The organism is Cupriavidus basilensis (assembly GCF_029335485.1).
In the GTDB taxonomy this organism is placed as follows: Bacteria; Pseudomonadota; Gammaproteobacteria; order Burkholderiales; family Burkholderiaceae; genus Cupriavidus; species Cupriavidus basilensis_E.
Map to the genome: position 1 here is coordinate 1 of NZ_JARJLM010000434.1, position 13,283 is coordinate 13,283.

Genomic DNA, 13,283 nt, shown 5'->3' on the forward strand with positions numbered 1-13,283 from the left:
GCCATGGCGACCACGGCAGTATCGTCGACATCCGGGTAGTGCGGATTGGCGTACTGGAACGCCCAGCCGCCGGGGCGCACGTCAGGACGACGCACCACCCAGTCGCCGCGCACGTCCAGCACCTGCAAGGGACGCAGCCATTGCAGGCCGCGCTCGGCAGCCGCCTCGGCGCGCGCGCCTCCGACTTCAAGCAGGGCATGGCTGGCGAGCGAGGTGTCCCACACCGGCGACAGGCACGGCTGGCAATAGGCTTCGTCGCCGTGCACCACCAGCAGCTTCTCGATGGATGCACGCGCCACCGCCACGTCGGGATCGGTGCGCGGTACGCCCAGCACGTCGAACATCATCACGGCATTCGCCATGGCCGGGAAGATGGCGCCCAGGCCATCCTCGCCGTTCAGCCGTTCGCGCACGAACTGTTCCGCACGGGCGACGGCACGCTGGCGCAGGCCACGGGGGAACAGCGGCTCCGCCACGCGCAGCCCGGCGTCGAGCACGCGGAACACGCTGAACCAGACGCGATTCTGATGCGGTGCCCGCGGCGCCAGGCGGGCTGCCTGGCACGGACGGACAAACAATTCGTCGATGCCGACGCCGCGCGGATTCCTTGCCTGGGGGCGCAGGCTGTTGAGCACCAGCAGCGGCACGATCACCGTGCGGGCCCAGTAGGCCACCTTGGACAGATGGAACGGGAACCAGAGCGGCAGCAGCATGATCTCGACCGGCATCATCGGCACCGCCTGCCACGGCATCACGCCATACAGCGCGAGCAGCGTGCGGGTGAAGACATTGCTGGCCTCCGCCCCGCCCATCGCGTGGATGGACTCGCGGGCACGCCGCATATGCTCGGCATCGGTGTCGTCGCCGATCATCTTGAGGGCGAAATACGCCTTCACGCTGGCGCTGATGTCGGAGCCACCCTGATGGAACAGCGGCCAGCCGCCGTCGGCGTTCTGGATCCGGCGCAGATAGCGCGCGATACGCGCTTCCAGCACGTTATCCGCGGTTTCGCCCAGATAATGGACCAGCAGTACATATTCGGCCGGGATCGTGGCATCCGCCTCCAGCTCGAATACCCAGTGGCCATCGGGCCGCTGGGTTGCCAGCAAGGCGTCCAGCGCGCGGCTGAGCGTGCCTTCCAGCTCGCCGTGCTCCGGCGCACCCTGTTCAGCCGCAAGCGGCTTAGGGGACAGTACAACTTGGCTCATCGGTCTCGATGCCCTCTCTTCAACAACGCAACAACTGCAACAACTGCAATACCGCAGGTCCGCAAAACCGTTCGGGATCGCCTCAGACGAAGCCGTGCCGCAGCAGAATCCACAGCAGGCGCGCGCGCGGCACCCGGACCCGCGCCCGCGGGCTGGCCCAGCCGCGGGCCAGCAAACGCCGCAGGACGACGTGGTAGACCTCGCCCATGATGCGCGGCGAGCGCACCACACGGCGCGGGCAACCCGCCATGATAGCGAAAGCTTCGACATAGTGCGCCTGAGCCTGCCGCGCCACTTCGAGGCAGGTCTGGCCAATGGCGGGATGCCCGACGATCGCGTGCGGCGTGCCGATCGGCACGCCCGCGTTCGCCAATGCCTCGGCAGGCAGGTACACGCGGCCCAGTCCCGCATCTTCGTCGATATCGCGCAGGATATTGGTCAACTGCAGCGCGCGGCCGAGATGATGGGCCAGCGCGATGCCGCTATCGCGTTCCATGCCGAACACGCGCACGGCAAGCCGCCCCACGGCGCTTGCCACGCGATCGCAATAGAGATCGAGGGTGGCGGCATCCGGCGCGCGGATATCGGCAAGGACATCCATGGCCATGCCGTCGATCACCGCAAGGAAATCATCCTGAATCAGCCCGAAGCGCTGGATCTGGGTGGCCAGTCCACGCAACGCGGACGGCGGCGCGCCGGCATAGCATGCGGCAAGATCCGCGCGCCAGGCGTCCAGCCCGGCAAGGCGCGCGGCGCGCGGGCCATCGCCATCGGCGATATCGTCGACGGCGCGGCAAAAGCCATAGATCTCGAACATCGCCTCGCGCTGCGCAGCGGGCAGGATCTTCAGGGCGGCGTGGAATGAACTGCCGGAGGATACGGCATTGCCCGCCAGGGGGACGTTTTGCACTGCGATTTCGGTTCCGGCCACGTAACTCCTCGTCACGCGTGAACCGCCCTGCTGCGGAATGCCTTGCCGGGCCCTTGCCTCGGCATGGCATGCGCGCGGCACAAGGCGGCGTGTTTGCGATGGGGGGCGATTATACCAAGTCTGGCCATGGGCAAGGCCGGCAGGCGGTGAAGAGGCGTCGAGGGATGGATCGGAAAAATGCTGCAAAAGACATGTTCATTCCACCGCGCCTCGTGGAAGATAGTGCCCCATAAGACACAAGGCAAGCCGATATTGCTGGCTAGCGCCTATTTGGCGCGCGGGACGAGGATGCGGGACTCGATCACAAAGGCCCCGCGCTCGGGGTCATAGCGCGCCCATTCAACGAGATGCACGCAGTTTTCGCGATTTTCGAGGTTTCTGCCACGCTCTCCATGGGCAAACCTGCCGCGCTCGGTTTCGGCCGCGGCATGCATGCGCCGCAAGTCTGCCAGGACAAGCGGCGAGATGCGTTCAAGTAACCGGCTGGACCTCAGCTTGTTCATGGCGGCCTCCTCCCAACGCATCCTTTGACGGATAACCTCAGTGTAGGCTGCCGGCCCGGATGTTTAATGTGGTCCGGAGCACGCACCGGCGCAGTTTTTCTTCATGCGCGGCGCGGCCCGGTCAGCTCGTGGCAGCCCGGGCGTAGCGCTGCCGCGGCACGGGCAATGCCTTCAACTGCTCGCGGCGAATCCGGATGGCTTCCTCGTTGCCGCGCTTGATGGCGGCGCGCAGGTTCAGCACTGCCTTGCGATACTTCTTCTTTTTTCTGACGCTGGTGGTGATGGCCATGGTGATCCGTGTCCTCGCTCTGGCTTCAGGAGACTGCACAGGCACGCATGCCTGTTCCTCCAGGCAAACCGCGCCGCTGACGGCCGCGCGCTGCCGCGCCCGGCCGAAACGCTAGTGAAAGCCGATTCGACCTGCTCGTCAAGACGCGGTGCCGCGTAGCGCTCCCGCCGATGGCGGGCCCGTTGCGATTCTCATGGCGGGGAGAGCCGCCAGCGGCGGCCCCGGTTTCCTCAGGCACCCGACGCCACGGTCACGAACACCGGATTCGAATAGAACCAGAGATCGTTGTAGTTGCGCGCGTTGATGGCATTGAAGCGCGCCGTGTTCTCCACGATATCCGTCTTCGCGTCGGGCAGCGGATTGCCATTCGCCGTCTCGCCCGGCACGTTCATGCCAAGGTTGGTGCCACGCAGGCGGAAATACTGGCTCCTGCTTGCCTTGAAGGTGTAGCTCACGGCGTTGTAGCCGTCCTTGTCCTGCTTCCAGTCGGCCTTGGTGAAGGTGGCGATCACCTTGGTGGAGTCGTTGGTCTCCTTGCTGTAGGCAGGCGTGCCGGGCTGCGCGCGGCCGGTGACGTCCCCTGCGATCAGGTCGATGTGGTCGACCGTCGGCTTCACGTTGACGTTGGCGCCGCTGTCGAGCGGATACTCGAAGTTGTTCCGGTCCGGGCTCTTGAAGCGGATGGTCACGGTGACGCTGTCGCCGGCCTTCGCCTTGAGCTCGCCGCCCATTTCGCCCTTCGCGCCGCCCGCGGCGAGATTGAAGTCCAGCGCGTTGATCAGGTCGCCGAACACCGAGAACGCCTTGCCGGCACGCTATAGTGAAAGTTGTTTTCACCACCCCAAGAGGAACGCCGCATGAACGCCAGCATCTATCGCACCACTGCCGTGACGATCCTGATCGCTATGCTGCTGCCGGTGGCGGCCGCGCATGCGCAGCTCGGGGACATGCTCAAGGACAAGCTGGGCGGCGCGGCGCAGGGCGCCGGGAGCACCTCGTCCGGTGGGCTCGGTGGCCTTGGCGGCAGCCTGGGAGGAATGGGCGGCACGCCATCGCTGCAATCGCTGACTTCGGGCAGCACCGGCAACGTCGCCGGCGTGCTGGAATTCTGCATCAAGAACAACTATCTCAGCGGCGGCGGCGCCGCTTCGCTGAAGGACAAGCTTGTGGGCAAGCTCGGCGGCTCGCCCGCTTCGGATAGCGGCTATGGCGATGGCGCCAAGGGCATCCTGCACAGCAGCGACGGCCAGCAGCTCGACCTGAGCGGCGGCGGCCTCAAGGCGCAGGTCACCAAGCAGGTCTGCGACAAGATCCTCGCCCAGGGCAAATCGATGCTATAGGTGGGATGCCAGCCGCCTCGCCGCAGGCGGCGCACAGGGGCATCGACGGCGCCGCTCAGGCTGGCGACAGCCTGAAAGCGGACACCGCATGGTGCAACGCGCCCGCCTGGTCCTCCAGCGAGGCCGCCGCGGCACTCGCCTGCTCGACCAGCGCCGCGTTCTGCTGCGTCATCTGGTCCATCTGCGACACCGCGCGATTGACCTCTTCGATGCCCGTGCGCTGCTCGGCAGTGGCCGAGGCAATGCCGTCCATGATGGCGGTCACGCGACTGACCGCGTTGACGATCTCGGCCATGGTCTGCCCGGCCTGCTCGACCAGGGCCGAGCCGCTGTCGACCTGGCCCACCGATTCGACGATCAGCGTCTTGATCTCCTTGGCTGCGCCCGCGCTGCGCTGCGCCAGGTTGCGCACCTCGCCGGCCACCACGGCAAAGCCGCGCCCCTGCTCGCCGGCACGCGCGGCTTCCACCGCGGCGTTCAGCGCCAGGATATTGGTCTGGAAGGCAATGCCGTCGATCACGCCGATGATGTCGTTGATCTTGCGCGAGCTGGCGGTGATGCCGCGCATCTTGTCCACTACCTGGCTGACCACGCTGCCGCCCTGCTGCGCGATCTGCGAGGCATCGGACACGTACTGGCTGGCCTCGTTGGCATTGTCGGCATTCTGGCGCACCGTGGCGGTGATCTGCTCCATGCTGGCGGCGGTTTGCTGCAGCGAGGCGGCCTGCTGCTCGGTACGGCCCGACAGGTCGGTATTGCCCGCTGCGATTTCCTGAGCCGCCGAGCTGATGGAATCCGCCGATCGCTGGATCCCGGCCACCGTGCTCGCGAGCTGGTCGCGCATATGCCCGATCGCATACATCAGGCTGGAGCGGTCATCCGGGTCGGTCGCGACGCGCGCCGTGAGGTCGCCACTGGCCATGCGCAAAGCGAGCGCGGCCGCGGTGGCGGGTTCGCCGCCGACCGAGCGCTGGATGCTGCGGATCAACGTCGTGGCCACCACGGAAATCGCAATGCCGAGCAGCACCAGCAGCCCGAGCGAGCGATACAGCGACGAGCGGAACTGCGCCTCCACGTCATCCATATACGTGCCCGCGACGAGGTCCCAGCCCCAGGGCTTGTAGCGCGCCACATAGCCGATCTTCGGGCTCGGCTGGTCACTGCCGGGCTTGGGCCACCAGTAGTCCAGAGCGCCCGCGCCTTCCGGCGAAGCGCCGCGCGCGGCGATGTCGGCATACAAGGCATTGCCCTTGGCATCCTTGAAGTCGGCCATGTTCTTGCCATTCAGCTTGGCGTTGATGGGATGCATCACCAGCACCGAATCCGCGCCGACGATGGTGACATAGCCATCCTTGCCATAGCGTTGCGCGGCAATGCGGGCAATGGCCTGGGCCTTGGCGTCGGCTTCGGACAATTTGCCCTGGCGAGCCTGCTCGGCGTAGTCGCGTACCAGCGAGAGCGACATATCGACAATATTCGCCAGCTCCCCGCGGCGGTCCGCCATCTGCAGTTCGCGGGTCTGGAATGCATGCATCACAGTCAGCAGCAGCAGGCCAAGCCAGGCCAGCACAAGAGGAATCCACAGCTTCTTTCGCAAGGTCAGACGATTCATGGCGTTCTATTTGATGGACAGGTACCGGCCATGCGGGAGGCATGCGGCATCACTGGATAACGGAAGGTACTCCCGCCTTCTTTAACGTCCAACGAAACCAGACAGAATAAAAAAACAAAAATCGACGTAGATGAGGCAAGAAACACGAAGATGGCCACGCGATGCATCAACCTCGCCTCCCGGCTCCCGGCTGGCGCATGCCTTCCCGCCGTCAAAGCCGAGCGCGGCCGGACCATGCCTGGGAAAATATGCATGCCAAAGCACCCCGGAATACGGCTACAATCCGCCTCGCAACCCTTTCGCATTTGCAATTGACTTGCAACTGGGCTGCCAATGGTTCGAAGGTGCCCCCGCATGCGTCGCGCGGCGGGGGTTAAACGGGAAACAGGTGCGCCGCCGGCCATGCCGCGGTCAATCCTGTGCTGCCCCCGCAACGGTCAGCAGGTAGAAAGGTGTCAGGCCGCGCCAGCTGGCGGCGGCAGCCACTGCGCATCATGCGTGGGAAGGCGACACCCCGGACGCGCCCATGCGGAAAGCGCCCCTCCTGCGAGCCCGGATACCGGCCTTCGACCGATCACCGAGGCTGCGGACGGGCGGCCAGGCGTGAGACGGCCCGCTCCGCGCCGGCCGTCCCTGCGCGTTCGTCCGCGGCTTGTTCGTTTATTGCCGCCGGGCGGGGTCGCCCGCGGTCAACGATGGAAGGCCCATGTCCGCGCGCCCCCGCATTGCCCGCACCGCCGGGTCCGGTTCATTCAGGCAGCGTTACGCTCGCCCTTCGCGCAAGCTGGCGCATCACTGCGCGCTTGCGCTCTCGCTCGGGGCCTTTGCCTCGCTCGGCACGGACGCGGCCTGGGCCGCGGACGACACGCAAACCGCCGAACGCCCGCAATCGCGGTCTTCCCGCAAAGACGGCACGGTGCTGCCGCCGGTGGTGGTCAGCAGCAGCGCGCAGCCGCCCACCCTGGCACTATCGGAACCCGCCAGCACCGGCAGCCGGCTCGGCCTGACCCCGCTCGAGACACCCGCCAGCGTGGAAGCGCTCTCCGGCGAGACCGTGCGCGAGCGCGGCGACCTGTCGGTGCGCGAGGCCGTTTCCCGCGCTACCGGCATCACCGCCAACGGTACCCCGGGCAATGGCGGCACGGCGCTCACGGCGCGCGGTTTCTCCGGACAGGGTTCGGTGATGCAGCTATATGACGGCACGCGCCTTTACGTAGCTTCCGGCACGGTCACCTTTCCCTTCGATACGTGGTCGGCGGACCGCATCGAAGTCCTGCGCGGCGCGGCTTCGGTCATGGTTGGCGAAGGCGCGATCGGCGGCGTGGTCAACGTGATCCCCAAGAAGCCGCTGCGCGCGCCGGTCGCCAACGAACTGCAGGTCACCGGCGGCACCCAGCGCACCGCGCGCGCCGCCTTCGACAGCGGTGGCGCGGTCAACGAGAACCTCTCCTACCGCTTCAATGCCAGCTACGGCCGCTCCGGCGGCTGGGTGGATCGGGGCGACTCGCGCGCCACCGCAGTGTCGGCGGCGGTACGGCTGGACGTGTCGCCGGCATTCAATGTGACGCTGTCCCATGACGACGGCGACCAGCACCCGATGCAATACTTCGGCACGCCGCTGGTCGACGGCAGCCTGGACACCACGCTGCGCAAGAAGAACTACAACGCAGGCGACAGCGAGATCACCTATCGCGACCGCTGGACCCGGCTCGCCGCGCAATGGCAGCCCAATGAGCGCGTCACGATGCGCAACCAGTTCTACTACCTCACCAGCCAGCGCCACTGGCGCAACGCCGAGTCCTACACGTTCCTGCCGGCGAGCGGCCAGGTGCGCCGCACCGACTACCTGGAGATCCTGCACGACCAGGAACAGGTGGGCGACCGTGCCGACCTGAAGATCGACGGGCAACTGTTCGGCATGGCCAATACCGCCATGGCGGGATTCGATGTCAACCGCATCCACTTCACCAACAGCAGCAACTCGCCCTATGGCGGCACATCCACCGTGGGTGCGTGGCAGTTCGATCCGGGCCAGTTCATCAACCCGCCCGGCATCGCCACCTCGCCGCGCTTTCGCACCCACACCACGCAATACGCGCTGTTCGGCGAGGACCGTCTCAAGCTGACCCGGCAATGGTCGGTGATCGGCGGCGTACGGCTCGACCACGCCGAACTGGAACGCGGTAACCTGGTGAGCGGCGACGCCTGGCGCCGCACCTTCAACAACATTACCTGGCGCGCGGGCACGGTTTACGCGTTCACGCCGGCACTCTCGGCCTACGCGCAGTACGCCACCGCCACCGATCCGCTGAACGCGCTGGTCTCCACCTCCGATGCGCAGAAGGACTTCAAGCTCGCCACCGGGCGGCAGATCGAGGCCGGGGTCAAGCAATCGTTCTGGAACCAGCGGGGCGAATGGACCTTTGCCGCCTACCAGATCGTCAAGAAGAACCTGCTCACCCCCGACGCCAGCAATCCAACGCTGTCGGTGCAGGCGGGCCAGCAGTCCTCGCGCGGGCTGGAAGCGTCGGTCAGCGTCGAGCTGACGCGCGGCCTGCGCCTGGACGCCAACGGGACGGTGCTGCGTGCCCGCTTCGACGACTTCGCGGAGAAGGTGAACGGCGCGCTGGTCTCGCGCAACGGCAGCATTCCGGCAAACGTACCGCAGCAGGCGGCCAACCTGTGGCTGACGTGGGCCTTCGCGCCGCAATGGCAGCTTGGCAGCGGCCTGCGCTACGTGGGCAAGCGCTACTCCAACAACGCCAATACGGCATCCATGCCATCGTACACGGTGGTGGATGCCTCGCTGCAATGGCGCGTGTCGCGCAGGACGGCGCTGACACTGCGGGTCTATAACCTGTTCAACCGCGACTACGCCGAATCCTTCGGCAACAGCGGCGCCCAGTGGCTGCTGGGACGTCCGCGCGCGGCTGAGCTGTCGGCCAGCTTCTACTTCTGAGCCAGGCCATGGCGAGCACGTCCCTGTCCTGGCGGGAATCCTGCTGGCGCTTCACGCGCCGCTGGCTCTATCTGGTGCACCGCTGGGCCGGCATCGCCGGCTGCCTGCTGATCGCCATGTGGTTCCTCTCGGGACTGGTGATGATGTACGTGGCCTTTCCCGCGCTAAGCGACGCCGAGCGCCTTGCCGGACTGCCGCCGCTGGACCTGCGCGCGGTGCGAGTCTCGCCCGATGCCGCGATGGCCGGCGCGGGCCTGGCCCGTTTTCCCCGCAGCCTGCGGCTGGAGATGATGGGTGGCCGGCCGGTCTATCGCATGATCGACTGGGACGGCAAACCCCATACGGTCTCGGCGCTCGACGCGGCCCGCATCGAATCCGTGGATGCCCCAGCCGCGCAGGAGATCGCCCGGCGCTTCGCCGGCGCGGCCGCCGCGCGCTGGGTCGAAACCGCCGAGCGCGACCAATGGACCGTGCCCAACGGGCTCAATGCCTGGCGCCCGCTGCATCGCATCGCGCTGGACGACGCCGCCGGCACCGAGCTGTATGTCTCCGCGCGCACCGGTGAAGTGATGCGCGACACCAATCGCGCGGAGCGCTTCTGGAACTGGCTCGGCGCGGTGCCGCACTGGCTGTATTTCACGCCGGTGCGGGCCGATCCGCCGCTTTGGCGCCAGGTGGTGCTGTGGACGTCCGGCGTGTGCATCGCGGTGGCGGTCAGCGGCATCTGGATCGGCTGGCTGCGGCTGCGCGTGCGCCGCCGCTTCGCGCATGGCAGCGCCGGCGGCACCTCGCCCTATCGCGGCTGGATGGCCTGGCACCATATCGCGGGGCTGGCCGGTTCGCTGTTCCTGCTGGCATGGCTGGCAAGCGGCTGGCTATCGGTCAATCCCAACCAGTGGTTTCCGGGCCGGGCATTTACGCAGCCGGCGCTGGAACGCTATGCGGGGCAGGTCCTGCCGCACTTCCCGCCTGGCGACCGGCGCGCGCTGGCCCAGGCGGCCGGGCCGCGGGAGATACGCATGGCCTGGCAAGCCGGACTGCCGGTATGGCTGGTGGCAACGGCCGATGCCGGGACTGTCACGACGCGGGCTTATCGTGCCGACACGGGCCGCCCGCTGGCGCTGTCCGCCGAGACGCTCACCGAGGCCGCCGCACGGCTGGTCCCGGGCGCGCGGATCGCCGGCAGCGAATGGCTGACGCAGCACGACGCCTACTGGTACGGCCACCACCAGCCACGCAAGCTGCCAGTGCTGCGCGTACGCTTTGACGATGCGGCCCGGACGTGGGCGTATATCGACCCCGCCAACGGCAACCTGCTGGGCCGCAGCGACAGCAGCCGGCGTGTCTACCGATGGCTGTTCAATGCCTCGCACAGCTGGGACTTTGGCTGGCTGCTGCGCTATCGCCCCGCCTGGGACATCGTGGTCTGCTTGCTTTCGATCGCCGGGCTGGTAGTCTCCGTCAGTGGCGTGGTGATCGGATGGCGCAGATTGTTTCGCGGGCGCCGCCGGGCTTGAAAGCCGGCCGCCGCTCATTGACTCCAACTTCCGCATTTCCCACCGACGCCCCATGTTCCGTTTCCTCGCCAGCATCTTCAACGACCAGGACGCCGACGTGCGCCGCAAGACCGTTGCGCTGTACGTCTTCCTGATTGCCGCCAACGGCGGCGCGTGGCTATGGGCGCTGATGGCGTTCCGCGACCACCCCATGCTGCTGGCCTCCGCCGTGCTGGCCTACACGCTAGGGCTGCGCCACGCGGTGGACGCCGACCATATCGCCGCCATCGACAATGTCACGCGCAAGCTGATGCAGGAAGGCAAGCGCCCCGTGACGGTCGGCTTCTTCTTCTCGCTTGGCCACTCCACCGTGGTCACGCTGATGTCGGTCGGCATTGCCGTTGCCGCCGCCGCGCTGCAAACGCGCTTTGCCGACATGAAGGCCGTGGGCGGCATGATCGGCACCAGCGTGTCGGCGCTGTTCCTCTTCCTGCTGGCCTTCTTCAACCTGCTGATCCTGATCTCGGTATGGCGCGCGTTTCGCGCGGTCAGGCGCGGGGAGGCGCTCAAGGAGCAGGACCTGGACCTGCTGCTGAACAACCGCGGCGTGCTGTCGCGGCTGTTCCGCCCGCTGTTCCGGCTCGCCAGCCGCAGCTGGCACCTGTTCCCGATGGGCCTGCTGTTCGGGCTCGGCTTCGATACCGCCACCGAGGTCGCCCTGTTCGGCCTGTCGGCGGCGGAGGCCGCCAAGGGCGTGCCGTTCTGGACCATCATGGTGTTCCCCGCGCTCTTTACCGCCGGCATGTCGCTGGTGGACACCACCGACGGCATCCTGATGCTGGGCGCCTACGGCTGGGCCTTCACCAAGCCCATCCGCAAGCTCTACTACAACATGACCATCACGCTGGTCTCGGTGGTCGTCGCGGTGGTGATCGGCGGCATCGAGGCACTCGGGCTGATCGCCGACAAGCTCGGCCTGGAAGGCGGGCTGTGGAACGTGATCGGCGAGCTCAACGCGCATTTCGGCATGCTGGGCTACGTGATCATCGGGGTGTTCGTGCTGAGCTGGCTGGTCTCGATCGTGGTGTACCGGGTGCGGCGCTACGATGAGATCGAGGTGCGAATGGGGTGAGCGCTTTGGCGAACGTCGAAAGCGGCTGCCAGCCTTGGGGGAACAATTGAAATTCAAAGCGCGGATACTTGCATGCCTGCTGGTGTGCCTGGCACAGCCCGGGTGGGCGCGTGCGGGAGAGATGGGCCGGGATGTGGCCCGCGCGGACGGCTCGCGGATCCGCTACTACCTCGATGTGCGAGATGCCTCCAGGCACGCGAACCAATTGCTGGTGGTTATCCAGGGTTCCGATTGCAACAGCGTAACCCGGGTCGAGGCGATCCACCGCTACCTGGTGCGGGTAATGCCCGCCGCCGATGTTCTGACGGTGGAGAAGTACGGCATCGACGCCAGCTTGCCCTACAGCGACGATCCCGAACGCGCGGATTGCCCACCTGCCTATCTTCGCCACGACAGCCCGGCGCAACGCGCCGCGGATCTGGACACCGTCATCGCCGAAGTTCTACGCCAGCACGCCTACCGCCAGGTGGTCGCCCTTGGCGGCAGCGAGGGGGCTGTGGTCGCGCACCTGCTGGCGGCGCGATCGGATCGCGTCACGGCAACCATCGCCTTCAATGGCGGTGGCCAGTGGTTCCTCGACGACGTGCTGCACAGCATCACCAGCGCGCCCAACCCCGCGCAGGAGAAGGCGGAATCGAAGCAGGGCATGCGTGATTTCGCCCACCATGTCCGCACCGCCACGCCCGAGGCGCAGGCGCAAATAACGGCCAGCGGCCACGGCTACCGCTGGTGGCGCGACTCGCTCGACACGGATCAACTGGCCGTGCTGCAGTCGGGCATAGCGCCGGCGCTGATCATCCAGGCCGGCGCCGACGAGTCGGTGTCGCCCGCTGCCGTCCTGGCCATGGTTGCCAGGCTCCATCAGGCGGGCAAACGCAACATCACCTACAAGACCTACCCGGCGCTGGACCACCGGTTGTCCGAACCCGATGGACAGAGCCGCATGGCCGAGGTCGTGAACGACATGGCAACGTGGTTGCAGGACGCAGGCATCGATCCGTGATGCGGGAGGCGCGATCGCCCACGCACGCAGGACCCTTATGCGCAGAACGGCTCGGCCTCGTCCATGATCGGGCGGGCAACCGGCTTGATACGCTTCCGGGGTTTCCGTGCCGCCATCCAGAGATCGTAGGCGGTCTGCATGCCGCACCACATCTCGCGGCTGGCGCCCAGCGCTTCCTCCAGACGGATGGCAATATCGGGCGTGATTGCCGCGTGGCCGTTCACGATACGCGAGAGCGTGGCACGCGTGACTTCGATGTGTTCGGCAAAAGCCGTGATCGTCATATCGTCCAGGCCTGCCAGCCATTCGGCGAGGACCGAGCCTGGATGCGGGGGCTTGTGCATCCGAGTCATGGTGGTCTCCTAGGTATCGTTGCGTTGCGGTGTCAGTGGTAGTCACGATAGTCGACAACCAGCGCATCGCCATCCTCGGTTCGGAAAGTAATGCGCCAATTCCCATTGACGGTGATTGACCAGTGTCCAGCCATGCTGCCTTTCAGCAGGTGCAGTCTCCAGCCGGGCACACCCATGTCTTCCGGCTTGACGGCATGGTCTAACGCACCAAGCTGTATCCGAAGTTTTTCGGCATGCTGAGGCTGAACCCCGGCCTTCGAGCCAGTCTCGAAGAATCGCTGCAGGCCAGAATGGGCGAAGCTTTTGATCATTGCTGAGTCACCGGAAGTGTATAGCCTGACTATACGAGTGGCAAGCCTGACGCCAGCGCCCGAGGCGCCGTCCGAGCCGCGGGTTGCGCGATTGACTTCCATATTCATGGCCCGGCCGAGGAAAGCACATCCTACATCAGCACTGT

Annotated in this window: 13 protein-coding genes and 1 riboswitch; of the genes, 5 read left to right on the plus strand and 8 right to left on the minus strand. The window is 66.5% G+C overall.

The window, feature by feature from the left end:
• The 5 genes from P3W85_RS26045 to P3W85_RS26065 all read right to left on the minus strand — a co-directional run.
• Positions 1-1,208 (minus strand): terpene cyclase/mutase family protein (locus P3W85_RS26045; protein ID WP_276266874.1); only part of this gene is annotated, 1,208 nt, incomplete at its 3' end.
• A gap of 82 nt (positions 1,209-1,290) precedes the next feature.
• Positions 1,291-2,139 carry a presqualene diphosphate synthase HpnD gene (hpnD, locus tag P3W85_RS26050; RefSeq protein ID WP_276266875.1) on the minus strand — a complete coding sequence of 283 codons (849 nt, stop codon included), beginning with the start codon at positions 2,137-2,139 and terminating at the stop codon, positions 1,291-1,293.
• Positions 2,140-2,405: 266 nt separating this feature from the next.
• Entirely contained in the window at positions 2,406-2,642 is a 237-nt protein-coding gene (locus P3W85_RS26055; protein WP_276266876.1) for a hypothetical protein, read from the minus strand.
• 121 nt (positions 2,643-2,763) lie between these two features.
• On the minus strand, positions 2,764-2,931 hold the full coding sequence (locus P3W85_RS26060; RefSeq protein ID WP_276266877.1) for a hypothetical protein: 168 nt from the start codon (positions 2,929-2,931) through the stop codon (positions 2,764-2,766).
• Positions 2,932-3,161: 230 nt separating this feature from the next.
• On the minus strand, positions 3,162-3,725 hold the full coding sequence (locus tag P3W85_RS26065) for a hypothetical protein (protein ID WP_346430292.1): 564 nt from the start codon (positions 3,723-3,725) through the stop codon (positions 3,162-3,164).
• Between the two features lie 63 nt (positions 3,726-3,788).
• Here P3W85_RS26065 and P3W85_RS26070 point away from each other — a divergent pair, with 63 nt between their 5' ends.
• Positions 3,789-4,271 carry a DUF2501 domain-containing protein gene (locus tag P3W85_RS26070; protein ID WP_276266878.1) on the plus strand — a complete coding sequence of 161 codons (483 nt, stop codon included), beginning with the start codon at positions 3,789-3,791 and terminating at the stop codon, positions 4,269-4,271.
• Positions 4,272-4,326: 55 nt separating this feature from the next.
• Here P3W85_RS26070 and P3W85_RS26075 read toward each other — a convergent pair whose 3' ends face one another.
• Positions 4,327-5,883, minus strand: coding sequence for a methyl-accepting chemotaxis protein (locus P3W85_RS26075; RefSeq protein ID WP_276266879.1), 1,557 nt, complete (start codon positions 5,881-5,883; stop codon positions 4,327-4,329).
• Between the two features lie 325 nt (positions 5,884-6,208).
• Positions 6,209-6,465, plus strand: a riboswitch (cobalamin riboswitch).
• Between the two features lie 124 nt (positions 6,466-6,589).
• Between P3W85_RS26075 and P3W85_RS26080 the strand changes: the two genes are divergently transcribed.
• The 4 genes from P3W85_RS26080 to P3W85_RS26095 are packed head-to-tail and all read left to right on the plus strand — an operon-like array spanning position 6,590 to position 12,473.
• Positions 6,590-8,842: a TonB-dependent receptor gene (locus P3W85_RS26080; protein WP_276266880.1), complete on the plus strand. Its 2,253-nt coding sequence runs from the start codon at positions 6,590-6,592 to the stop codon at positions 8,840-8,842.
• A gap of 8 nt (positions 8,843-8,850) precedes the next feature.
• Entirely contained in the window at positions 8,851-10,359 is a 1,509-nt protein-coding gene (locus tag P3W85_RS26085) for a PepSY-associated TM helix domain-containing protein (protein WP_276266881.1), read from the plus strand.
• A gap of 52 nt (positions 10,360-10,411) precedes the next feature.
• The gene (locus P3W85_RS26090) at positions 10,412-11,470 is read left to right on the plus strand and encodes a HoxN/HupN/NixA family nickel/cobalt transporter (protein WP_276266882.1); all 1,059 of its coding nucleotides are present in this window, start codon (positions 10,412-10,414) and stop codon (positions 11,468-11,470) included.
• Between the two features lie 46 nt (positions 11,471-11,516).
• A complete protein-coding gene (locus tag P3W85_RS26095) occupies positions 11,517-12,473 on the plus strand; it encodes a serine aminopeptidase domain-containing protein (protein WP_276266883.1) in 957 nt (318 codons plus the stop codon).
• A 35-nt stretch (positions 12,474-12,508) separates the two neighbouring features.
• On the opposite strand, the gene P3W85_RS26100 is transcribed toward P3W85_RS26095, so the two are convergent.
• Positions 12,509-12,826, minus strand: a complete 318-nt coding sequence (locus P3W85_RS26100) for a HigA family addiction module antitoxin (RefSeq protein WP_035808344.1) — start codon at positions 12,824-12,826, stop codon at positions 12,509-12,511.
• A 32-nt stretch (positions 12,827-12,858) separates the two neighbouring features.
• Positions 12,859-13,137 (minus strand): type II toxin-antitoxin system RelE/ParE family toxin, encoded by a 279-nt coding sequence (locus P3W85_RS26105; protein ID WP_276266884.1) that lies wholly within the window; start codon positions 13,135-13,137, stop codon positions 12,859-12,861.
• Positions 13,138-13,283: the final 146 nt, after the last annotated feature.

What these genes read in the sequence shown, in the direction of transcription:
- P3W85_RS26070 (WP_276266878.1), top strand. Translation starts at nt 3,789, where the DNA reads ATGAACGCCAGCATCTATCGCACCACTGCCGTGACGATCCTGATCGCT.
- P3W85_RS26090 (WP_276266882.1), top strand. Translation starts at nt 10,412, where the DNA reads ATGTTCCGTTTCCTCGCCAGCATCTTCAACGACCAGGACGCCGACGTG.
- P3W85_RS26100 (WP_035808344.1), bottom strand. Translation starts at nt 12,826, where the DNA reads ATGACTCGGATGCACAAGCCCCCGCATCCAGGCTCGGTCCTCGCCGAA.
- P3W85_RS26080 (WP_276266880.1), top strand. Translation starts at nt 6,590, where the DNA reads ATGTCCGCGCGCCCCCGCATTGCCCGCACCGCCGGGTCCGGTTCATTC.
- P3W85_RS26055 (WP_276266876.1), bottom strand. Translation starts at nt 2,642, where the DNA reads ATGAACAAGCTGAGGTCCAGCCGGTTACTTGAACGCATCTCGCCGCTT.
- P3W85_RS26105 (WP_276266884.1), bottom strand. Translation starts at nt 13,137, where the DNA reads ATGATCAAAAGCTTCGCCCATTCTGGCCTGCAGCGATTCTTCGAGACT.
- P3W85_RS26085 (WP_276266881.1), top strand. Translation starts at nt 8,851, where the DNA reads ATGGCGAGCACGTCCCTGTCCTGGCGGGAATCCTGCTGGCGCTTCACG.
- P3W85_RS26075 (WP_276266879.1), bottom strand. Translation starts at nt 5,883, where the DNA reads ATGAATCGTCTGACCTTGCGAAAGAAGCTGTGGATTCCTCTTGTGCTG.
- P3W85_RS26060 (WP_276266877.1), bottom strand. Translation starts at nt 2,931, where the DNA reads ATGGCCATCACCACCAGCGTCAGAAAAAAGAAGAAGTATCGCAAGGCA.